Origin of the sequence: Aquimarina sp. AD1 (assembly GCF_003443695.1) — a bacterium.
Lineage (GTDB): Bacteria > Bacteroidota > Bacteroidia > Flavobacteriales > Flavobacteriaceae > Aquimarina > Aquimarina latercula.
In genome coordinates, this window is record NZ_CP031966.1 from 2,574,048 (window position 1) to 2,597,799 (window position 23,752).

20 protein-coding genes and 1 tRNA gene are annotated in these 23,752 nt (G+C 31.3%); 11 read left to right on the forward strand and 10 right to left on the reverse strand.

What is annotated here, in order from left to right:
- Positions 1-18: 18 nt before the first annotated feature.
- The gene (locus tag D1815_RS11395) at positions 19-840 is read left to right on the forward strand and encodes a hypothetical protein (protein WP_027392436.1); all 822 of its coding nucleotides are present in this window, start codon (positions 19-21) and stop codon (positions 838-840) included.
- A gap of 61 nt (positions 841-901) precedes the next feature.
- Here D1815_RS11395 and D1815_RS11400 read toward each other — a convergent pair whose 3' ends face one another.
- Complete coding sequence (locus D1815_RS11400; RefSeq protein WP_027392437.1) at positions 902-1,414, reverse strand: adenine phosphoribosyltransferase; 513 nt, start codon at positions 1,412-1,414, stop codon at positions 902-904.
- Between the two features lie 365 nt (positions 1,415-1,779).
- Here D1815_RS11400 and D1815_RS11405 point away from each other — a divergent pair, with 365 nt between their 5' ends.
- The 4 genes from D1815_RS11405 (at position 1,780) to D1815_RS11420 (ending at position 4,524) form a co-directional block, all read left to right on the forward strand.
- Positions 1,780-3,120 carry an SPFH domain-containing protein gene (locus D1815_RS11405; protein WP_027392438.1) on the forward strand — a complete coding sequence of 447 codons (1,341 nt, stop codon included), beginning with the start codon at positions 1,780-1,782 and terminating at the stop codon, positions 3,118-3,120.
- A gap of 62 nt (positions 3,121-3,182) precedes the next feature.
- Entirely contained in the window at positions 3,183-3,410 is a 228-nt protein-coding gene (locus tag D1815_RS11410; protein WP_118387050.1) for a putative signal transducing protein, read from the forward strand.
- A gap of 44 nt (positions 3,411-3,454) precedes the next feature.
- Positions 3,455-3,528, forward strand: a tRNA-Arg gene (locus D1815_RS11415).
- A gap of 669 nt (positions 3,529-4,197) precedes the next feature.
- Positions 4,198-4,524 carry a hypothetical protein gene (locus D1815_RS11420; protein WP_118387052.1) on the forward strand — a complete coding sequence of 109 codons (327 nt, stop codon included), beginning with the start codon at positions 4,198-4,200 and terminating at the stop codon, positions 4,522-4,524.
- 382 nt (positions 4,525-4,906) lie between these two features.
- On the opposite strand, the gene D1815_RS11425 is transcribed toward D1815_RS11420, so the two are convergent.
- Positions 4,907-8,278, reverse strand: a complete 3,372-nt coding sequence (locus D1815_RS11425; protein ID WP_118387054.1) for a T9SS type A sorting domain-containing protein — start codon at positions 8,276-8,278, stop codon at positions 4,907-4,909.
- Between the two features lie 269 nt (positions 8,279-8,547).
- On the opposite strand from D1815_RS11425, the gene D1815_RS11430 reads away from it, so the two are divergent.
- The 3 genes from D1815_RS11430 to D1815_RS11440 all read left to right on the forward strand — a co-directional run bounded on the left by D1815_RS11430 (position 8,548) and on the right by D1815_RS11440 (position 12,635).
- Entirely contained in the window at positions 8,548-9,057 is a 510-nt protein-coding gene (locus tag D1815_RS11430) for an RNA polymerase sigma factor (RefSeq protein ID WP_027392492.1), read from the forward strand.
- Between the two features lie 71 nt (positions 9,058-9,128).
- Entirely contained in the window at positions 9,129-10,040 is a 912-nt protein-coding gene (locus D1815_RS11435) for a FecR family protein (RefSeq protein WP_118387056.1), read from the forward strand.
- Positions 10,041-10,151: 111 nt separating this feature from the next.
- Entirely contained in the window at positions 10,152-12,635 is a 2,484-nt protein-coding gene (locus D1815_RS11440) for a TonB-dependent receptor domain-containing protein (protein WP_162897359.1), read from the forward strand.
- 81 nt (positions 12,636-12,716) lie between these two features.
- On the opposite strand, the gene D1815_RS11445 is transcribed toward D1815_RS11440, so the two are convergent.
- From D1815_RS11445 to D1815_RS11480, 8 genes are all read right to left on the reverse strand, one after another.
- Positions 12,717-13,589, reverse strand: coding sequence for a M57 family metalloprotease (locus D1815_RS11445; protein WP_118387060.1), 873 nt, complete (start codon positions 13,587-13,589; stop codon positions 12,717-12,719).
- 372 nt (positions 13,590-13,961) lie between these two features.
- Complete coding sequence (locus D1815_RS11450) at positions 13,962-14,804, reverse strand: M57 family metalloprotease (RefSeq protein WP_118387062.1); 843 nt, start codon at positions 14,802-14,804, stop codon at positions 13,962-13,964.
- An 863-nt stretch (positions 14,805-15,667) separates the two neighbouring features.
- A complete protein-coding gene (locus tag D1815_RS11455) occupies positions 15,668-15,943 on the reverse strand; it encodes an ATP-dependent Clp protease adaptor ClpS (RefSeq protein WP_027392496.1) in 276 nt (91 codons plus the stop codon).
- A gap of 57 nt (positions 15,944-16,000) precedes the next feature.
- Positions 16,001-16,840: a 50S ribosomal protein L11 methyltransferase gene (gene prmA, locus D1815_RS11460; protein ID WP_118387064.1), complete on the reverse strand. Its 840-nt coding sequence runs from the start codon at positions 16,838-16,840 to the stop codon at positions 16,001-16,003.
- A 94-nt stretch (positions 16,841-16,934) separates the two neighbouring features.
- Complete coding sequence (gene tpiA / locus D1815_RS11465) at positions 16,935-17,687, reverse strand: triose-phosphate isomerase (protein WP_118387066.1); 753 nt, start codon at positions 17,685-17,687, stop codon at positions 16,935-16,937.
- Positions 17,688-17,741: 54 nt separating this feature from the next.
- The gene (locus D1815_RS11470; RefSeq protein ID WP_118387068.1) at positions 17,742-18,812 is read right to left on the reverse strand and encodes an ABC transporter permease; all 1,071 of its coding nucleotides are present in this window, start codon (positions 18,810-18,812) and stop codon (positions 17,742-17,744) included.
- Between the two features lie 2 nt (positions 18,813-18,814).
- On the reverse strand, positions 18,815-20,554 hold the full coding sequence (locus D1815_RS11475) for a BT_3928 family protein (RefSeq protein ID WP_233557628.1): 1,740 nt from the start codon (positions 20,552-20,554) through the stop codon (positions 18,815-18,817).
- Positions 20,555-20,641: 87 nt separating this feature from the next.
- Complete coding sequence (locus D1815_RS11480) at positions 20,642-21,184, reverse strand: DUF1599 domain-containing protein (protein WP_118387072.1); 543 nt, start codon at positions 21,182-21,184, stop codon at positions 20,642-20,644.
- Positions 21,185-21,267: 83 nt separating this feature from the next.
- On the opposite strand from D1815_RS11480, the gene folP reads away from it, so the two are divergent.
- The 3 genes from folP to D1815_RS11495 all read left to right on the forward strand — a co-directional run bounded on the left by folP (position 21,268) and on the right by D1815_RS11495 (position 23,748).
- Positions 21,268-22,098: a dihydropteroate synthase gene (folP, locus tag D1815_RS11485; RefSeq protein ID WP_118387074.1), complete on the forward strand. Its 831-nt coding sequence runs from the start codon at positions 21,268-21,270 to the stop codon at positions 22,096-22,098.
- A 79-nt stretch (positions 22,099-22,177) separates the two neighbouring features.
- A complete protein-coding gene (locus D1815_RS11490; RefSeq protein WP_027392503.1) occupies positions 22,178-22,954 on the forward strand; it encodes a diadenylate cyclase in 777 nt (258 codons plus the stop codon).
- The gene (locus tag D1815_RS11495) at positions 22,954-23,748 is read left to right on the forward strand and encodes a DUF3667 domain-containing protein (RefSeq protein ID WP_118387076.1); all 795 of its coding nucleotides are present in this window, start codon (positions 22,954-22,956) and stop codon (positions 23,746-23,748) included. Before D1815_RS11490 ends, D1815_RS11495 begins: the two co-directional genes overlap by 1 nt.
- Positions 23,749-23,752 lie beyond the last annotated feature (4 nt).

The following is a 23,752-nucleotide window of genomic DNA, read 5'->3' on the forward strand; positions in this document are numbered from 1 at the left end:
ATCAAAATAATATTTAGTATGAAAAAATGGATCATTTTTGGAATGGGTATACTAGGTATACTTTCCCTATCAGCATTCACCTCAGGATCGACTACAAACACACCTCAACAGTTAGTATCTGAGTTTAATGAAATTATAGCAACAATAAACAAAAACACCACTGAAAAGGAGTTAGAGGATCTTAAAATGTTTTTTTTAGAAAATGGCATTGAGCTAATTATTGAAAACATAGAGTTTAATAGTCAAAATGAAATCACTAGTTTAAACATTATTCTAAAAAAAGGAAATGCTAAAAGCAAATACTCTTCCTCATCATCCGAACCAATATCTGATGTTGAGCTTGGGTATAAGAATGGAAATCTTTACATCACTAACTCTGGCATGTTTGACATTTCTTCTTGGAGAAATCAGATTGGTTTTAACAAACAAAACTTTGATTTAGATAGTATTTTAAAAAACCAAAACTTTAAATTTAACTTTGATTTTGACAAAGAAGGCGACTCCATATTTTTTAATGGAAAACATTTTGATATTGGTAGTTTAAAAGATCAAATCATGAACTCTTTCGAATTTGAAGAAGATGAAAACGGAAACCTAATTTTTAATGGACAACAATTCCCTTCGCATTTTAGCAAATCAAAAAAGTTTAGTTTTATAGATGATCCAGACATAGAAAAGCTAATAATCATTGACGGAAAAGAATCTGATTTTAAAACATTGGACGAATTAGCTAAAGCAGATAAACTAGAAGCGGTAGACTTCCTAAAAGCTACTACTGCAATAAGTTTATATGGTGACAAAGCAAAAGACGGTGCTATTATCGCAACTTCTAAAAAATAAGATTCCAAATTATTAAAGAAACGGCTTTCAGGTTATAATACTGAAAGCTGTTTCTTTTTTATTAATAACTTAACAACGAAGCTACATTACAGTTAAGTTTTTCCTTCCCATTTAGAAAACCTAATTCCATTATAAAATTACATTGTACTATATTTCCACCCAATTCTGTTACAAGTTGACAAACAGCATTTGCTGTTCCTCCTGTTGCTAAAACATCATCATGTATCAAAATGTTATCCCCCGGTTTGATTGCATCCTTATGGATTTCTAAAATATCTTCTCCATATTCTAACCCATAGCTTTTTGAAATTACTTCAGAAGGTAACTTCCCTTTCTTACGCACCGGAATAAAACCCGCGGCTAATCGTTCTGCAATCATACAGCCTAACATAAAACCTCTTGCTTCAATACCAATAACTTTATCAATTTTTACACCCGTAGGACATTGTTCTGCTAATCGATCCGCACAATACACTAAAGCTTCTGAGTTCGCTAAAAGCGGTGTAATATCTTTAAAAACAATACCAGCCTTCGGAAAATCAGGAACATCTCTAATTAATTCTTCTAAATTCATGAACGCAAAATAATGAAATTAGAAAAAAGAGTACAAAAAAGAATGAAAAACGACTACAGAAATAAAAGTACTCGAAAAAAGCATCTTCAATCATTACAATTACCAATCAAATATTATTTTTTAATTTAAATTTATAACAACATTAAAGAAAATCTAATTACACTCCAAAACCATAACCATCTTTAAACTTACAATACCTATTTAATTTCATAGATTTTTATTTAAAAATTTTTCTAATCATTCTTTGATCTATATTTTAAAAAAGAAATCAATTATAACTATTATAAAAACCATAGAAATCATGTAATTCTAAGCATTCTTTAATTATCAACTAAGTGATTAATAAATTTTAAAACAAAATTAATATGCTAACATATCTAGGAATTACCATGGTGTTTATCGGACTCACCATTTTCATAATTAAACCTTTTTTTAAAGAATCAAAAACACTGCATAAGTTTACTCGAAAAAGAAATATCTCGATGATTATAATAGGATTAGTCATGAGCGTAATTTCAGGAATGTTCTTTTATGCAGAACCAGGAACCGCTTATGCAGTTCAGTATCCTTGGGGGAGTCAAAAAGCGGTTGTACATCAAGGAATACATACTAAAATGTGGGGACGATTAATCCCTATTCAATTCGAATTACCTATTAAATATGTAATCCCTAACAAGAAAAATGAATTAGGAGAGCAAAGTAAATACGCTAATGTTGACAAAGCTAAATATTGGGCGTTTAGTGATGCAGTAAAAGCCAGAATTGCAACTTCGGTAGTTATCAGTATCAATACAGCAGATCAAAATCAATTTTTATCTGTTGCTGATCGTAACAAAACCGAAAGAAACTTGATTAGATCCAGAATCATTCCTAATATCGACCAATCTATTAAAAACACCTGTAAGCTTATGGATGCTCAAGATTATATATCTGGACAAGCTTCGGATTTTGATAGATATTTTAAAGATCAATTAGAAAATGGAATGTATGTTCTAGAGGAGTTTATTGCTAATGAAAACAGAGAAACCATTGGTGATAGTACTACAGTCCGAACAATTGTTAACAAGGAATCAAAGCAAAAACGTTTTAGAATTAAATATCATAATGGAGAACCTGTTAGAGAAAAAGGAAACTCGTTAAAAGGATACGGTCTAACGGTTGTACAAGCTGTTGTTACAGAAATAGACTGGGAACCAGAATTTGACAAACGTCTTCAGTTACAAAAAGAAGAAGTTGCGCAGACTCAGTTAGAAAAACAACAAGCAGAACGTGAATTTTATCGTGCTCAAAAAGAAACTGCACGAGGTGAAGCTGAAAAAGCCGCAGAAAGAGCTAGATTAGAAAAAGAGCAAATTCAGAAAACTATTGAAGCCGAAACAAAAGCCAAAGTAGCAGAATTTAACCTTATTGAGGAGCGTAAAAATTATGAGGTGGCACAGTTTAAGGCCAAAACTCAGAAAACCATGGCCGATGCACAATCTTATGAAAACGCAAAACTAGTAACAGCAGGACTTACGCCACAGGAACGAGCGGAGTGGGAATTTAAAACCTCTGTCAATGTTGCGAAACAGCTTAAAGATTTACAGCTTCCAGAGATTTATATCCAAGATGGAAGTAAATCGGGAACCAACGGCAACCTACTACAATCTTTGATTGGTGCTGATCTTGCCAAAAAGATGATGTCACAAAAAACATCCAAAGAGTAACATTAAAAAAAAGCGGAATGAAACATTTTCATTCCGCTAATAACTAAATAAACATAATACATATGGAAAAGCATATAAAAATATATACAGGAACATCTATCATAATTAACAGACTAGCTTATTTATTAGATGAAATAAATATTCATTTTATTATAAAAGATCACAAAGAATCTGGAAGGTTAGCAGGTTTTGGAGCTATTGAAGGTTCAACTGAGCTATTCATTTATAACGATGATGCCAAAAAAGCTAGTGAAATCATTGAAAATTTTAAAAAAGAAATTTCAAAATAGTTTTATATTTTATTAAATACTCATATATTTGCACCCGCAAAAAAGGCCTCGTAGCATAACTGAATAGTGCACTTGATTACGGCTCAAGAGGTTGCAGGTTTGAATCCTGCCGAGGTCACTTTAAGCGGACAAACAAGTTAAAATTAACTTTTTGTCCGCTTTTTTTATTCTCCTAAATACCGTTTTATCATTTTAAAAGTAAAAGTTTATAAGGCTTCACCATTTCACCCCTCTTCAGGCATAGTTTTATCGGTAATTAAATAATCCTTTAAACTATTAATAAAGATGAAAAAAAACAGTAAACTGCAAAAACTAAAACTAAACAAAGAAGTCATTTCTAAGCTTGAGTTTAAACAAATCATCGGCGGAAACATGATCTATACATACTACGCAGGCGAATGCGGTCATACTCAAGACCACGGTTGCGCACTTCGTACTTTAACAAGAAAATAAAATTGACTTCATTTTTTTCAAGACAGTAATTGATAAAATTCGATTTTTCAATTTCAAACAATTCGTACATCGAAAAGTTTGAACTCTAGATGCCTGGGGAGCATCGATAAAAGGTCTGCATTTTTTTGCAGGCTTTTTTACCTTTAGAAAACTTGAGAAAGCAAAAAACTACATCCCAGAACATTACTATTACATACATAGCCTAATTCATCTTTTTAAACTACAAGCTTACTTCAGTAAACACATTTCCTAGTAATATTTATTTTCAAGAACTATTGTATTTATTACATCAATAATTGTATATTAAATTTTATTAATTTCTTCTTTAATCTAGATGAGTCATTCTAAAAGAGACATTTCCGTAACTGGATCAACAGCACTTTCTAAGTTAATATTAAAGGAACCTTCGACATATGCTGCAGGTACCAAAGGAGTTACAGTAGCGCTCAAGCACGCTTTTAAAGAAATGGGAATAGTGAAATCTTTCACAGGACTCGCTCAAATGAATCAAAAAGAAGGTTTTGATTGTCCAGGTTGTGCCTGGCCGGATCCAGAAAAACCTTCTAAAGTAGGCGAATATTGTGAAAATGGCGCAAAAGCATTAGCCGAAGAAGCTACCAATAAAAAGGTTGATGCCAATTTTTTTCAAAGTATTCTGTAGAAGAAATTTCGCAATGGACAGATTATGAAATCGGAAAGAGTGGATGAATTACAGAACCAATGGTTTTATATCCAGACAGCATCCATTATCAACCTATAAGTTGAGGCAAAGCATTTAACTTAATTGCAGAACAACTACACGAATTAAATGACCCTAATGAAACTACCTTTTTATACGGACTTTTTATACGGACTTTTTATACGTGCTTTTGGTACTAATAATATGCCTGACTGCCAGTATTTCATTCTTTTTAAAAAAGAATGACTTTATTAAACAGCCTATAGAAATAGCTCAAAAGAAAAAGGCTACCAAATAATAAAATCCGGTAGCCTTCGTAAATTACAACGCCTTTAGAAATTTTATTTCTAAATAATTAATATATTTAGTTCTTAATAAGCTTCATAGTTTCTTCTACTCCATCTAAATTTACATTTAGGAAATACATTCCTTTAGCAAAACTAGATAAATTAATTTGTGCAACATTTTCAGAAGAACTAACCGTATTTCTAGAAACAATTAATTTCCCAGCTAAATCTGTAACCGTATATGATACGTTATTAGCATTTCTCCATTGGATATTAAACACATCACTAGAAGGGTTTGGAAAAAGACTTAACACGGGAGCATTCTCAAAATCATCAATACTAAGAAGGTTACCTTCAATACTAAGATCATCAATTATTACTCCTTCCCTGTTTACGGCTTGATCGGATACAAAATTAAATCTAAAGATAAAACTCTCTTCATTTGTAAAACTAATCAGATCATAACTATACTCCTTCAATACACTATCAGTTCCCGTCCATTGAGCTCCAGGACAGTTATTACAATTTACATTATTCGGTAAAGTATTACTATTATACCAATTAGCATCACTTGCCGAACCGAGTATACTCCAGCTTCCTCCTCCATTAAGAGAATACTCTACATTAACAAAATCCCAATCTAGCTCAATATCAAATGCCATATTAAATTTTAGTATCGGAGATTCAATCAAACTTAAATCATAACAATTGGAAATCAAATAACTAACTGAACTATCTACATAATTACCTGCTAGATTTGTACCATACACATTTTGACCTGATGCCGCGTCATTAAGCAATGTTCCTGTCGGAATTCCTCGTTCCCATAATGCCCCTAAAATTAATAAATCATCATTGTTCGATTCGAACTCGTTAATACCTACTGTATCACTATCATTTTTACTAATGGATAACGAACCGGTATTATTTACTTGAAATACATCTCCTGATGACAAAACTTCAAAACTAAGCTTATGTTCACCTAAGCCTGTGATATCAGTTTCTGAAAACTCTACTTCCGTTGTGCTTCCAGAATTTAAATTCCCTGTCCAAGATTGACTTATTGGGTTTCCTTCATCTATTACAAATTGAATATTAAAAGAAGTTACTACATCCGTACCATTATTTTTTACAATAATCTTTGGAGAAACACTATCACATACAATTTGACTATTATTATCTACAGTAACAGATTCTAATTGCAGGTCACTTGCTACAGAAACAACTGGAATATTAGAACGCCATACTCCTCTTCCATATGTCGCAGCAGTAATATTTCCATCATTCTCATTAATTTCTAAGTCTCTTACAGCAACATTGGGAAGATTATTAAGAAATGCCTCCCAAGTATTAGCAGTATCGTCAAGCCTATAAACTCCTAAACTTGTTCCTAAATAAATTGGATTATTAGGATGAAAAGCTTGATGCTTTACTATCAATTTAGCATCACTAGGAAGATTAAAAGATATATTCTCAAAATCAACTCCACCATTTACCGACTTAAATACGCTATTTGAAGTTGTTAAATATACAATATCATTATTTGTGCTATTTACAGCGACACTTGTAATAAAACTACCAGTAAATGTTTCTATGTTAGTAAAATTAACACCGCGATCTTCACTTTTATAAAGTTCTCCTCCAACAAAAGTATAAATGATATCATTATCTAATGGATCAATCTCTATTCCATCCAAAGAAGACGAAAATGATTGAGAAATTTTATTAAAACTACCTCCCTCTAATCGATACAAGCTTCCATACCCTGCATACAATTCTCCTTCTTTACTCATTTTCAGCGGAGTGATCCAGTTTCCGTTCTCGGAAGCAGGAGCTCCAATAGAACCTCCCAATGTTGCTCCTGCGTCATTAGAAAAATATAAACCTCCTCCATTCTGAATAAACCCATAATACTTATTGGGGTTATTCGGATCAATAGCGGTATCCATACCGTCTGCTCCATAATAATTCTTCCAATTGTTATCACTATAAGCATATCCCCCATTATCCTGCAAACCACCAACCATATTACTTGATGTTTGTGGAGAAACCGCAATACGATAAAATTGACCAATAGCCAAACCTTCTGTTAGATCTTCTGTAGAAGTACCATTAGTGGATCTATAAATTCCGCCATCAGTACCAAAAAACATAATACCGTTAATATCTCTGATCATATGTATATCAGCATGTGTATAAGTAGCCGTTCCAGGAGCACTCCAACTATTCCATTGAGAAAAGCTAGCTCCCTCATCAGTAGACTTATAGACATCTAACACGCCTATATATATATCATTTTTATTATTGTCCGAAACTTCAAAAGCCAGGTCATACCACGCTTGCGTTGATCCTCCAAATAAATCTTCTGTCCCATCATCAAGTCTAGTAAAATTATTAGCAGAATCTTGAGACCTATACACCCCTTGGAAAGCAAAATTAGTATCTGCGCTCAACACATATAAATTATCAGAAGCATCAGAGGTAACTGCTAATACTATTCTTCCTCCAGAAGAAGGCAGGCCACTCGAAGCTAAAGCAAAAGAATCACCATTATTGCTAGACTTATACACCTGGTTTCTTGTCGCTGCGTAAATAATATTAGAATTTCCAGGTTTTAGTTTAGTATCATCCAAATCTTGATTAAGCGTTCGAGTAAAAGAAACACCTTTATCAGTAGATTTATAAAACCCTTTGTTAGAAGAAACAAATATCTTATCGTTATCAACTGGATCAATATATACTTCGTTAATTGACGATCTAGTATCAGAAAAAGAAAGTCCAGTTGAATTCCAGGTTTGTCCTCCATCGATTGACTTAAGAACACCTAAACTATATGTATCCCCAGCATCATCATCACCAGTTCCAATATAGATAACATTAGAATCACGAGGATCAATTGCTATTGCTGAAACCCCTATCTGCAATAAATTATCTGAAAGAGGAGTCCAAGTAGCTCCAGAATCAGTAGATCTCCATATACCTCCTGCTGGAGCTCCAATATAATAAGTTGTTGGTGTATTCGGGTCGACTGCAATAACATTTACACGTCCTTGACCAGATGACCAAGATCCAGTATTTGTATGAATATAAGGACCTAATGATTGCCAATTACTAACATCTACTCTACTGTTTTTTAATTCTTGTTTTTGATAAAAAACTTCTAACATTTCTTCTGGAGTAGGTAAAGTCCCATCGTTTTTAACAAGATGCTTCCAATAATTCTCCCATCGCTTAAATGGTTTATAACCAGAACCTTTTTTGGTGTGATCTTTATCTTTCCAATATTGATTAAATGCTTCAACAATTTCCTGAAACTTTAAAGGTTCATTTAATTCAGAAGAATTTTTCTTAGTATTAAGGTTTTTCATCCATGGCGCATCAGAATTAAACTGTGAGTATCCATAAGAGAAAAAAACGAGTGTGATTAAAAGAGTAATATATTTTTTCATTAGTTGAGTATAAGTTTATTTTAAATAAACAAGTAAAAAAATAAAAACCCTACTTCTTATTGGCAATAATTCCTTTAAAAATCACAAACTGAAAACACGCTCATACTCCATTAAATATAATGTCAAACTTAAAATATCATAATTTTCTCATTAATACATAAAATTAAAAGTCATAAAATGTGTTTCTTAAAAGATAGAGTACTATTTTTTAGAGAGTAAACTATATTCTGTTTTGATATATCAATAAAATAAATATCTTCGAAAAATATATGGAAAAGAAATCTGTTTGTGATGAAAAAAATTTTGAATCAATCTTTGATGATTGTTCTGAGTCACTGCGGAATATTATTTATTATAAATGTGGAGATATTGATTTAGCAGAAGATATAATACAAGATGCATTTATAAAGTTATGGAAGAACTGTAAAAAAGTAGTTTTTTTCAAAGCTAAATCTTATTTATACACAGTAGCAAATAACAACTTATTAAATCATATAGCTCATAAAAAGGTTGTGTTAAGATACGAACAAAGACCTCATTCAGATCTTAACAATCAAGATCCTCAGTTTATTATTGAAGAGAAAGAATTTATGATTAAACTTAATGATGCAATAAATAGTCTCCCCAAAAAACAAAGAGAAACATTTTTATTATCACGAATTGATAAAAAATCATATAAAGAAATTGCCGAAATTACAGGAGTTTCCGTTAAAGCTATAGAAAAGCGAATACATTATGCTTTATTAAGCTTAAGGCAAAAATTAGGAGATATTTTGTAATCATTTGTAGGGTAATATAGTATAAGCCTGTTAATAATTAAGGAAGCCTAAACGAAGTAGAAGAAAAATTAATGAAAAATCCATATTCAGACGAGACATTTTTAGCAAGGTGGTTAAATAACGATCTAAATGATAAGGAGAAAGCGGAATTTGAAAAATCAAAAGATTATCAAAAATACATCACTATTATTGATAAAATAGATAAATTACAATCTCCTAACTACAACAAGAAAGAAGTTTTTAACACTATTAAAAATGAATTACAAGAAAAACCAAAAGTAAGAACTTTTATTACTAGATGGACTTATGGTGCTGCTGCTGCCTTGTTAGCTCTTATTGGACTGTTTTTTTTCTTTGACAACACTACTACTCATGCTACGGATTACGGAGAACAAATCACCATTGAGCTTTTAGATGGATCTGAAGTAGTTTTAAATTCGAAATCGGAATTAAAATTCAAAAAATCAGATTGGGAAAACCAAAGAAAAGTTACTCTGGTAGGAGAAGCTTTTTTTAAAGTTAAAAAAGGATCTAATTTTGTTGTAGAAACTGAATCCGGAGAGGTTAGAGTATTAGGGACGCAATTTAATGTTAATGTACAAAAAGATTATTTTGAGGTAATATGTTCTGAAGGTAAGGTAAAAGCTATAGGGCATAATAGTACTAAAGAAGTCATTCTTACCAAAGGAAAAGCCTTTAGAGTTTCGGATAACATAGTTGAAAATTGGGAAACTGAAATAACAGAGCCTAGCTGGATGTCTGGAGAAACTACGTTCATAAACACTCCCCTAAAACAAGTAATACAATCTTTAGAAAATCAGTTTAAAATTTCTTTTGACAAGAAAAGCATTAATCAAGATAAGCGTTTTACAGGTAGCTACAATCACAATGATATTGAGCTAGCTTTAAAAACAATCTTTGTTCCTATGGAAATTTCATATACTTTTAACAACGAAAACCACATAGTTCTCGTTAAGGAATAAATGAAATCTTTTTTTTTATCTTTTTTTGTACTTATATATATTAACTGTTTTTCTCAAACTACGGTCAACAAAAGATATGAAAATATATCACTACAAGAGTTTTTAAAAATCTTGGAAAAATCTAATGAAATTAAATTCTCCTTTAATCCTGAAATAGTAAAAAACGAATCAATCAATATTTCTGAAATAACATCTCTAGAAGAAGTTCTTAAAGAGATTGAATCTCAAACCTCTATTCTTTTTGAAAAAATCAATGACAGGTATTATGTAATAAGAAAAAAGAATCAAAAAGGAAAAATTTCAATTTGCGGGTATTTATTAGACAATTTAACAAAAGAACCGTTGTCCGAAGCTTTTATTAATAATAAAAGCCAAGCCAAATCTACAACATCAAATCATAAAGGTTATTTTCAATTATTCTTATCAAGCCCTAATGACACTATTAACATTCAGTTTTTAGGCTACAAAAAAAGACAATTCATTGCCAAAGAATTAGAAAATAGTGATTGTATTAAAATACTACTATCCGAAGATGATTTCCAATTAGGCGAAGTAGTAATTACGGAGTATATGACTTCTGGAATATCAAGACAAGGAGCTAGTAGTGCAGTAAATATAGATCCCAGTAAACTAGGTATTTTACCCAGACTAGTAGAACCCGATGTATTACAAACACTTCAGTTTCTCCCTGGAATTCAAAGCCCTACCGAAACCGCTTCTGGATTACATATTAGAGGTGGAACCCCTGATCATAATTTAATCTTATGGGATGGAATAAAAATGTATAGTTCAGGTCATTTTTTTGATTTATTATCCATTTTCAATCCATACATAACCGAAAATATTAAACTTTATAGAAGCAGTACTGAAGCTAAATATGGAAATAGAATTTCTGGAGTTGTAGATATCGAATCTAAAAACAAACTACCTAAAGAGTTAGGCTTCGGTTTTGGTTTTAACATGACTAATATTGACGCTTATCTCGAAGCTCCTGTTGATGAAGGGTTTGGAGTTATCATATCGGCTAGAAGAGCATTTACTGATTTTATAGAAACACCAACTTTTCGCAGCTATTCTGATAGAGCTTTTCAAAGTATTAGATTTTTTGTAGACAATCAAAAATTAGATCAAGAAACTGTAGAAAATAAAAATGTATTTTATTTTACTGATCTTACTGTAAAAGGAATTTTTGATATTGACAAAAATGAAAAATTAATAATTAGTTCTATTTTCACTAATAATAACCTCAACTACACCCTTAATATTAAAAACATTCAAGGATTTAGTGAACCATTCGATGAAATCCAAAAAGACAATTTAGAATTTGTAAATCAAGGAGCTAATATAAAATGGGATAAAAAATGGAACAATAGTTTCTCTCATTCAACTAATATTTATTTTTCTAATTATGATTTTAACTATAACGGATTAAGAGAATCTAGAGCAAGTAGTGATGGGTTTCTGTTCTTTGATAATAATATAATAGAAGAGAATACAATTAGAGACTCTGGCGCCTCTATTCATACTAATTGGACAATAAATACTAAACACAATTTTGCTTCTGGCTATGATTTTTCAACCAATGATGTAGCATATAATGCTGACTATTCTTTTGACAATTTTTCTTTTGATGAAAGTAATAGTAATATTACCCACGCCATATTTGGAGAATATAAATTTAATGCTAATGAGAAACTTAAAATAAGCGCGGGAGTTAGAGGTAATTATTTCTCTGTTCTTAATAAAACATACTGGGAACCTCGAATAAACTTAGAGGTGAACCTATCAAAAAATATCATAACAAAGTTAGCAGCTGAAAGAAAAAACCAAGTAATTAGTCAAATATCTAATTATTTACCGAATGATTTTAACCTAGATAATCAAATATGGTTATTGGCAGATTCAGAGTTTGTATCCATGCTTAGTAGTGATCAAATATCTACTGGATTTACTATTAACAAAAACGACTGGTATATTGATATCGAAGGATATCATAAATCCACAAGCGGACTTACTTCATTTGCTAATGGTTTTAATGGGGTTCTAGACTTAGAAACAGGATCAAGTAAGGTTTTTGGAATAGACGTATTAATCAAAAAAAGAATAAAAAATTATAGAACTTGGGTTGGATATTCATATACAGATCAAGATTTCAGATTTGAAAATGTAAATGACAACCAATATTTTCGAGGTAATTTTGACATTAAACACTACTTATCTTGGATACACAGCTATCAATGGAATAATTTCGAATTTTCATTAGGATGGACTGCAAGAACAGGTCGACCTTATACTCCTGCTTTAGGTATTGTAGAAACTAATGAATTTATTCTTATTGACTATGGAGAAGTTAATAGTGATCGATTAGATACTTACCATCGTCTAGATTTTTCTGCTTCTTATAAATTTAATTTATCAAAAGATGATGCTTTGCAAAGCAAAATTGGTTTATCGTTATTTAATCTTTATGATAGAGAGAATACTTTAAATCGAACATATAGTGTTAGATTTGATAATAATACTTATTTACTGCAAGAAGTAAACACCTTTTCTGCCGGAATTACACCTAATGTGTCTTTTCGAATAGATTTTTAAAACAAAAAAAACCATCCCAAACAACAAATTTGGAATGGTCTATAAAAAGTTCAAAGCTTTATTTTATACTATAATTTATTATTAGTATAGATATTCTAAAGCTACGATGTCAAAGCTACTAAATTCTCCATCTTCACTACCATCAAAACAAGAGATCATTAATGAACCAGAATCCAAACCGCTCTGACCCCACTGATTTGCAGTAGGTGTACCAGGAATATTAATTGCTCCTATACTACCAGCAGTTCCCTCATTACTATTATCACATCTTCTACGAGCATAATCAGTATGTCTAAAACCTAAGGCATGACCTATTTCGTGTCCGATTACGTGCTCATTTACATTATTTACGTTACTTCCACCGAAAGTTCCTGTTCCATTTAAGATTTGGATAAACTTTCCTGGTCTTCCTCCTTCAGGAAATTCTGCTTGACCACCAGCTCCGCTACCATTATTGTTATAAACAACCATATCAGCAGCTTCAAAATTAGTCCCAAAAGTTAATCTAAAGTTTAAAGTAGTACTAATTCTGTTATAGTTATTAACAGCCCATTGTAAACCTGTCTGCATATTACTCGTTAATGCATTACCAGATCCTGTATATCCTAAAATATCAATAGTTCTATTAGCAGAAGAAACTAAGTTATTCGTTCTGTATTGCTTATTAACACCATCTTCTGAATCTTCTAAATCATAACTTCCTTTCTCAATCTCAGAAAGTTTCATCATAATATCTCCAGAAAGAACGTATTCCTCTTCTATTCCATTAAGAAGAGTAATCTTTTCAATAGTAGCATTACCAGGATTAACTCCTGTAGCCCATATTTTATCCTGTAAATCTTTACTTAATTCTAATGAAACCGGTTGTTCATCATTTGTGATTTCGTCTTTTTGGCAAGATGTAACCACACCAGCAGCCATAGCGCAAAGCGCTAAAAATTTTAATTTTTTCATTTAAATTGTTGAGTTTGTGTATTATTACAGAATAGATCCGTTTTAAAATCTATTCTGCAAGCAAATATTTTTGTGAAAGCTTTGAACTTTTTTAAAAATTTTTGCAGCCTGCAAGTTATACATTTATTTCAATGAAACAACAAAAACTTTGAATAATTTATTGAAAATACGGGAAAACTGTAAAATAAATTTATTAAAAAACCTTAAAAAGGCATGAAAATACCAATTCCATAATTTAAGAAAACAAATCTATAACAATCTTATTTTCAATATCCTTCATAAAAAAACCATCCTGAAATTTTATCAAGATGGTTTTATAAAAAGATTCAAAGCCTTTATATTATATAATTTTTACTGTATACTTAGTTAGTTTTAGTATAAAGCGTTTAAAGCAGTAATATCTGTACTTGTGAATTCTCCGTCTTCTCCAGAACCAAAACAAGCTAACATTATAGAATCTGCTCTATCAGAACTTGGAGTACCGTTAATTAAGATTGCTCCAACTCCAGCAGTTCCTTCATTAGTATTTTGTCCACAACTCTGACGAGTTGTCCAATCTTGGTGACGGAATCCAACAGAATGACCGATTTCGTGAGTCATTACGTGCTCTACTACATTTGTACTAAAAGAATCCGTACCAGCATTGATCTGAACTCTTTTAAATGCTTGTCCACCAGATGGGAATCCAGCAGATCCACCTCCACCAGAAGCTCCGTTATTATAAACAACCATATCGGTGTTATTAAAGTTACTTTGGAAAACAAGAGATAAGTTAAGAGATGTATTTAATCTATTATAATTATTAACCGCCCATTGTAAAGCAGTTCTCATTTTGCTCGTTAACGCACAACAAGATCCTGTATATCCAACAACTCTAAAGCTACGATTGGAACCAGTAACCAAGTTGTTAGTTCTAAACTGCTTGTTACCATCTTCTGTTACTCCTAATTTTTGCACACCCGACTCTAAATCTTCTATTGACATAAAAATATCATCAGATTGAACACCTTGTATCTCTGGATCACCTGGAAGACCTTTAAAGGTAGTGTATGTAGCTCCGTAAGTGTTAACACCAGCATCGATAAGTGCATCCAAATGAGCTTTTGTCAATGCTGCAGTTTCAGGTTGTGTTTCGTTGTTAATTTCGTCTTTTTGGCAAGATGTGATTACACCAGCCGCGATAGCGCAAAGCGCTAATACTTTGATTTTCTTCATTTTTAAAAAGTTGAGTTTGTGTAGTTACTATTAACAAAATAAATCTTCAACAAAATTTATTTTGCCTGCATTTAATTTAGTAAAGCTTTGAACCTTTTTAAATTTTAAGCGGGTTGAAGATATGATAATTTTTTTAAAATATCAGTTAAAAATTTAAATAATCCCCTAATAATAAGGCGAATACATATATTTAATTCAATAAAGTAGTGTAATTAATAACAAATACATATCCTTAAATTACACAATAAAACCGATTAAATGCATATTTAAAATTAACACCCAACTTAGCGATTAAGCAAAAAATTATGATAATATAAGAGATGTTAAAGAATTCATAAGTATTTTATTTTTTATAAAAAATGTAGTCTTTTTCTTTCATATTATAAATTTTTAACTAAAAAGTGTTAAAAAAAAATTAATATCGGCTTTAGCACTTGTTTTTTAAAAAAAATAGAGAGTAACATTTCCAATAAGAACATTATGAATAATTTACAATAATAAAAACCTAACGGAAATTGCACTTTTATTATCTTACTATAGCAATTACAATTATTCTAAAATTTTAATGAAAATATTTTCAGGCAGCTATATCATTTCCATTAAACTCTCCAGTTGTTGCATCATTACCTGTTAGCGCACCTAGGATATATAACCCTATCAGAACCAACACTCTTTTTCCAGTAAAAAATGACTAAAACTCTACATATATTTAGTGTAAAACGATTTTTTCTACGAATGATACAATCACAAAAATGATTCAAACTCGATCATTATTAGGTTAAAATCATAAAACAGTTTTTATTCAAAAAAAAATCGCTCAATAAACAATTTTATTGAGCGATTTTTCTTTTAAATATATTTTCCTATACGATTTCGGCACTTAAACCGGCTTGCAGTAACTTAGAACATCTAGGTACTAATTCCTCGTAAACTCCTGTTTTTACAGTACATTTTCCTTTATAATGAACTAACATTGCACATTGTTCTGCTTGAACTGGTGTATGCTCGCATGTATATATTAATGTTTCAATGACATGATCAAACGTATTGACATCATCATTATATAGAACAATTTCATTATTATTTTGTTCTACTGTTTTTTCTAAAACTTCTTCTAAAACCTTTTCTTGAGTGCTCATCTCATTAATTTTATACAAATATACTATTTCGAAAAGAAAAAATTATCGTCTCTCACATTATTTTAACCTGTAACCAGCTGCTATCCAATTATTTCTATCAAAACACTCAACAAACTCTAAATTATTGTCTTTGCATTGCTTGGTAATTAACTCTAAATCCTCTTGATAAAAACCACTTAACAAAAGAACACCATCAGTACGTAAAGTGTTGGCATAAGTAGGAATATCTTTTAACAATATATTTCTGTTAATATTAGCAATCACCACATCATACTTTTTATCCAGCAATAACGCAGCATCTCCTTCATAAGCGGTAATATGCTTACAATTATTTCGCTCTACGTTTTCAATTGTATTTAAATAACACCAATTATCAATATCAATTGCATCTATAGGTTGCGCTCCTTTCATTTCAGCTAAAATTGCCAAAACACCTGTTCCACACCCCATATCCAAAACCTTTTTATCTTGTAAATCTTGTTTAAGTAAGTGCTGAATCATCATATGGGTTGTCTCGTGATGACCTGTACCAAAAGACATTTTTGGTTCTATCACGATATCATAAAGTAATTCTGGCTTTTCATGAAAAGGTGCTCTTACACCACAAGTATCATCGACTACGATTGGAGTGAAATTCTTCTCCCACTCCTTGTTCCAATTTACCTGTTCTATTTCTTTAGTTGAAAAAGTAATTTCAAATTCATCAGAGTTTAGTATATAAATATCATCTAAAATATTCTCTTTCCACTCTTCCTTTTGGATAAAGGCCTCTAACCCCTTTTCTGTTTCAACAAAACTCTCAAAACCAACATTCCCTAATTCTGCTATCAGAATTTCTGTAGCGGGCTGCAATGGTGCAATATTAAAATAATAGCCTATGTATATAGGTGTAGTCATCTTTATTTAAATTAGGCAGCAAAGTTAATACTTTGACTAACAAAAAAGGTATTCGCACTTACGAATACCTCTTATTTGTTTTTAAAAATATAATTTAAAATGAATTAGCGATAGCTGCAAAACTATCAGGGTCTAATGAAGCTCCTCCTATTAGTCCTCCATCTACATCTGGTTTTGCAAAAATCTCTTTAGCATTTGCAGGTTTTACACTTCCTCCATACAATATAGAAACATCTTCTGCAATTTCTGCATTAAAAGCGTCTCCAATAGTTTTACGAATAAAAGCATGCATTTCTTGTGCTTGTTCTGGACTTGCAGTTTCTCCTGTTCCTATTGCCCAAACTGGTTCATATGCTAAAACAATATGTTTCCAAGCATCATTATCTAATTTAAATAAAGCATTCTTTAATTGCGCCTCTACTACATTAAAATGGTTACCACCTTTACGATCTTCTAGTTCTTCTCCAAAACAGAAGATAATAGTCATTTTATGCTTCAAAGCTGTATTTACTTTCTCTTCTAACAACTCATCTGTTTCCCCAAAATAAGCTCTACGCTCACTATGACCAAGTATAACGGTTTGTACACCTACACTTTTTAACATATCCGCAGAAATCTCTCCTGTAAATGCGCCACTTTCTGCTTGATGCATATTTTGTGCTGCTACATCGATATCAACTTCTTTAAGTTCTTCGAAAGCATAATAAAGATTTGTAAAGGTTGGAGCTACGATTATTTTAGCTTCTGGTGAATCTTCAAATTTTGCCTTTAATTCTGAAAGTAAAACTCCTGTCTCCGCAAGATTTTTATTCATTTTCCAGTTTCCTGCTACAATTTTTGTTCTCATTAATTTTAATTTATGTGTGTGGTTTTTATTTGGTTACAATTCTAAAAAAGATACTTACACCCTTATTCTAGGGTCTAGCCACCTGTATATAAGATCTACAAATATATTGATTAAGATAAATACAGAGGAGATTACGATTACAGCTCCCATAATAATAGGAAGGTCTGATGTATTTAATGCATCTACTATTTCTTTACCAAGACCGTTCCAACCAAAAATATATTCTACGAAAACGGCTCCTGCTAACATGGATGCAAACCAACCAGAAATAGCCGTCACTACAGGATTTAACGCATTTTTTAATGCATGTCTTTTAATTACCTGAAATAGTGATAAGCCTTTTGCCTTAGCTGTACGTATATAATCCTGACTCATCACTTCTAATAATGAATTCCTCATTAATTGAGTAACTACTGCTAATGGTCGCACTCCCAAAACTATTGCAGGCAATATTAAATTTTTCCATTGAATATAAGTTCCTTCTCCAAAATCATCTACTTCATATAAACTTCCTGTCATATTAAGATTGGTATACTCGTGTAAAACATAACCAAACAACCAAGCAAAAATAATAGCACTAAAAAAAGAGGGTACACTCATACCAATAGTACTTACCAATTGAATTAATCGATCTGCCCATTGATCCTTAGTTAATGCACTAACAATACCCATAGAAATCCCCAGAAATATAGCTATTAAAATAGCAGACACAGCAAGTACTGCAGTATTTGGCAAGGTTTCTTTAATCACCTGACTTACTTTTTTACCGTTCTTCTGAAAGGACTCTCTTAGATAAGGGTACTTAAAAACTGTTTTTGTTCTACCAATTGTAAATAATGAAAAGCCTGTATATTTTTCGGTGTCAAAAAATGAAAAGTCATTTTCTTCTATACTATGAAATGAAACTGGCGAAAGGTCATTAAGATAATATCGATATTGTGTACTTAAAGGAAGATCAAAACCATATTTTTTATTAATAATATCTAATTGTTCTTTATTTTCATTCTGTCCCATCATCATTTGCGCCGGATCTCCGGGAAGAATAGTAAACAAAAGAAATATAACAGTAATTACTCCTAATAAAGTAAGTAATGCATACCCAAATTTATAGAAGTATTTAGTCATTACTAATTTGCCTTTTCTTTCAACTTTTCGACCTCTTCCAATGTATAGACTTTATATTCAAAAGTATCTCCATATAATCTTTTAGCATATTCCTCTATTGTAGTATTATATCCAGCATCTTTTCGGCGTTGATTAACATTTTCGACGTCTTTAATTGGCCAAATAATCTTGATCGGTGTATTCGTATTATGATTCAATGTTGTTCCTTGGGTACCATATACTTGTTCTTCACCAATGCTCATTAGATGTCTATCTTCCATCATAGCTACTAACCTAAAAGGAATCTCATCTTCTTCTCCTGCTTTTTTAATCAATGGAAGGTATTGATCTATTTTATAAGAATGCTGAATCACAAACCAAGCTGTTTTATTGGTTGGTTCACCAACTAAACTTTTACCAGGGTATCCATGTTTTTTAAAAACTTGTTCTATAAATACTGTATTCGAAGAATCTATTGCACTCTGTTGTTGCCATAGATCTGTAGTTACTTCTTCTTCTGTTGCTCCGACTAACTTCGCGATACTATCTCGCTCCTCTATTGTCTTAGCTTGCATTAATTTTCTAAACTTTTGGTCTAGTTTAGCGATACTATCTAACTGAGATTTTAATCGTACATTAATTCTAGGTTTAGACGGTTCTACTTTATCCAAAATTAACTGATCAGCATCATTCCAGTGCAGCTTTTCTGTAATGGTTCCTTTATTTAGTTTTACGATTCCAGGATTTGATCTTAATATTGTTTTAAGAGCAGTCTCATCAGTACTGTAAAAATCAAAACTTAGATTATACTGTTCTTTTTTCTGAGAAACTTCTTGAGGAGAAGATGCGGTAAGACCTATTACATCATACCCTTGAGCCATAGCCTTATCAGTAAGTCCTTTTATCACGTTCATTCCTTCTCCTTCGCTTTTTGATAAATTATACATTACAATAAGCACAACATTTTCTTTTTCTAAAAATTCTGTGGTATAATCTTCTCCATCTTTTTCAATGGCAAAATCATGAATAGGTGGTATATATCCTTCATTAATCATTTCTGTTTCTACACCAATATACTTACCATCAACTTGCGGATATTCTCCACTAGTCGTTACAATCTCTTCTTTACCATTTACATCAAACTTCCAAGAATACTTAAACTCTGCCTCTGCAGCCCCATCCGGAACTGACATTCCTTCTTCTATATTTGTTCCTATTTTATAAGCTCTAAAATCGAATGAAGGCAAATGCATTAATACGTGATACGAAAATGCTAAACAGGCCGTAAAAGAAACAAACACAATCCATTTATGAGAAGCTTCCGGGAGAATAGGTGTTATATATTTTCTTCCAAAGAATAATATTAAAATAAACACTAATAAAATCACATCTTTAGTAAAAGATTCCCAAGGAGTTAATGGCAGTGCATCCCCAAAACATCCACAATCAGTAACTTTATTAAAGTATGCCGAATAAAAGGTAAGAAATGTAAAAAAGACAATCATACCCAATAATGACCATACCGTAAACTTGGGTAGATATCCTAAAAGCAATGTAATCCCAACTATTATTTCAAAAATACAAAGGAATACTGCCATAAGTAAGGCAATTGGAATCAAAAACTCCATATTTAATACGCCTTCGCTAAAATACTCTTGTAGTTTATAGGAGAATCCTAAAGGATCATTAAGTTTAATAAAACCTGAAAATAAGAAAAGAGCTGCTACAAATATTCTGGAAAAACCAACAAGTATTTTCATCATTAGAATAGTAATTATAATTTATTTTGAACAAGATAATAGGTTTACATCTTGTTACTTTTAGTTTAACAGTATTTTATAAAATCTACATTATTTCGCTTCACCTAAATGAATCATCGCAAAAACTGCATAGTTAATCATATCTTGATAATTAGCATCGATTCCTTCACTCACCAATGTTTTACCTTTATTATCTTCAATTTGTTTTACTCGTAACAATTTTTGAATAATTAAATCAGTTAGTGAACTAACCCTCATATCACGCCAAGCCTCACCATAATCATGATTTTTATTCATCATTAGTGTTTTTGTAATACCAATATGCCTATCATACAGTTCTGTAGCTGCATCTGTAGACAAATCTGGCTGTTCTGTAATTCCATTTTCTAACTGTATTAAAGCCATAAGGCTATAATTTATGATTCCAATAAATTCAGAAACCTCTCCTTCATCTACTTTTCTTACAGCATTCTCCTGTAAACCTCTAATTCGTTGTGCCTTTATAAAAATTTGATCTGTAAGGGATGGTAATCTTAGAATTCTCCAAGCGCTACCGTAATCTTTCATTTTGTTGATGAAGAGATCACGACATTTCTTAATTACCGCGTCATATTGTGTTGACGTATCTTGCATATTACTGTTGAATTTTGCGTAAATTTCGCTTTAATATGGCAATTATACCAAATAAACATTAAAAATATAGTATAAACTCTTCTATGACTATTAATTGCAAAGGTTCTTTAATCGATCTCTCTACACCAAAAGTGATGGGTATCTTAAATCTAACACCAGATTCTTTTTATGATGGTGGAAAATATAAAGACGAATCACAGATTTTACATCAAGCCGAAAAAATGCTGCGAGAAGGAGCAACCTTTATAGATCTTGGAGCTTATTCGTCTAGACCTGGTGCAGATCATATTTCGATCGAAGAAGAAGAGAATAGAATTTTACCAATAATAACATTACTTCTCTCTAAGTTTCCTAATACTATTTTATCGATTGATACCTTTAGAAGTAAAATTGCAAAACAATGTGTTGAAGCTGGTGCATCAATTATCAATGACATCTCTGCTGGTAGTCTAGACAAAGAAATGATTAAAACTGTCGGTAAGCTCAAAGTCCCTTATATTATGATGCATATGAAAGGTACTCCGCAAACCATGAAATCTTTAAATCAATATGATAATCTGATTAAGGACGTGCAGCTTTATTTTTCTAAAAAAATAATCGAAGCCAAAAAAGAAGGAATTAACGATATTATTATCGATCCTGGTTTTGGTTTTGCAAAAAATATAAACCAAAACTTTGAGCTCCTAAAAAAACTTGATTTATTTAACCTTCAAGGGTTACCAATTCTAGTAGGCGTATCAAGAAAATCAATGATTTACAAATCATTAAAAATTGACCCATCTAAATCTTTAAATGGCACAACATCCTTAAACACTATTGCGTTACTAAAAGGTGCTTCGATTTTAAGAGTACATGATGTAAAAGAAGCTATGGAATGCATTACACTGATGAACAAATATAAAGTACAGACTTAATGTTTTTTAAAACGATGCTTTTTCAAGCTTTTCAAATCAGAGTTTCACTAATTTTTCTATTTTTACAAAAAGACCGCATTTGGATTTAATCAACCTTAGAATATTAGATGTACTAGATATCGTACTCGTGGCACTTTTGCTATACTATATCTATAAGTTGGTTAAGGGAACAGCAGCAATTAACATTTTTATAGGAATCGTAATGATTTACTTGGTTTGGAAACTTACGCAATTTCTAGCCATGGAAATGCTAAGTAGTGTCTTAGGAGAATTTATTGGCGTGGGAATGTTTGCTTTAATTGTTGTTTTTCAGCAAGAAATAAGAAAATTCTTATTAATGATTGGATCTACAAATTTTGGAAGACGAAGAAAATTTCTAAGACAACTAAAATTTATTAGGGACACTCCAGAAGATAGTCTTACGGATGTTACTGCTATTGTTAAAGCTTGCACGAAAATGGGAGACACATTCACTGGTGCATTAATAGTAATTAAGAGGAATACATCATTAGATTTTGTAAAAACATCAGGAGATGAACTTGATATTTTAGTAAAGACACCAATAATAGAAAGCATTTTTTATAAAAATAGTCCATTACACGATGGTGCTATGATTGTAGAAGATAATAGAATTGTTGCTACACGAGTAATTCTCCCTGTGACTAACGACAGAAACATTCCTTTACGTTTTGGATTAAGACATCGGGCAGCTATAGGTATAACAGAAAAAACAGATGCACTAGCATTAATTGTAAGTGAAGAAACGGGGCAAATATCTTATGTTAAAAATGGAGAGTTTGTAATTTTTAAAACTCCTGAAGAATTGATTGAAAAAATAACAAGGGATTTACAATAATGAGCAACTATCCAACTAATATAAATCATTGTAAAAATTGTGGTTTTCAGATTGATCACTATTCCTTTTGCCCTGATTGTGGTGCTAAAAAAATAACGAAACGCATCACATTTAAAAACTTAACTCAAGAATTTAGTGATCGATTTCTTAATCTTGACAATTCATTTATAAGAACATTTATACACCTATTCACCCAACCGAATACTGTAATTGACGGATTCATTCATGGTCTAAGAAAAAGATATGTAAATGTTTTTAGTTACTTTGCTATTTCTCTAACTATATCAAGTTTATATAGTTTCATTCTCGGTAAGTATAAAGATGTAATCTTCTCGAATGTATTTACAGATGCCAATCAAATTAAAGCCTCAAAAGTAGCTTCTGATTTTTCGTTTGAATATCAATCTGTGATCTCATTTTTAACCATACCGATTCTAGCTTTGATATCGCGACTGGTATTTATAAACTATAAAAAATATAACCTTACTGAACATTTTGTAATCTACTTATATGCGTACTCACATATTACTATGGTTATAAGTTTTATTACTTTACCACTACTTCTAACCGTTAAAAACATATACTTAATTCTATGGGTTCAGTTCCCCGTTTCCATTATTTATATTGCATACGTACTTAAAAGTCTTTATGAGATAAATCTAAAAAAAATACTAATTAAGACCTTGTTTTTTATTATAATTATGTCTGTTTTATTTGTGATTTTTAGCATAATCGTAGCAATTGTAATGATGAAAACAGGTGTTATGACCGGTGAATCAACATCTTCTATTTAATTAA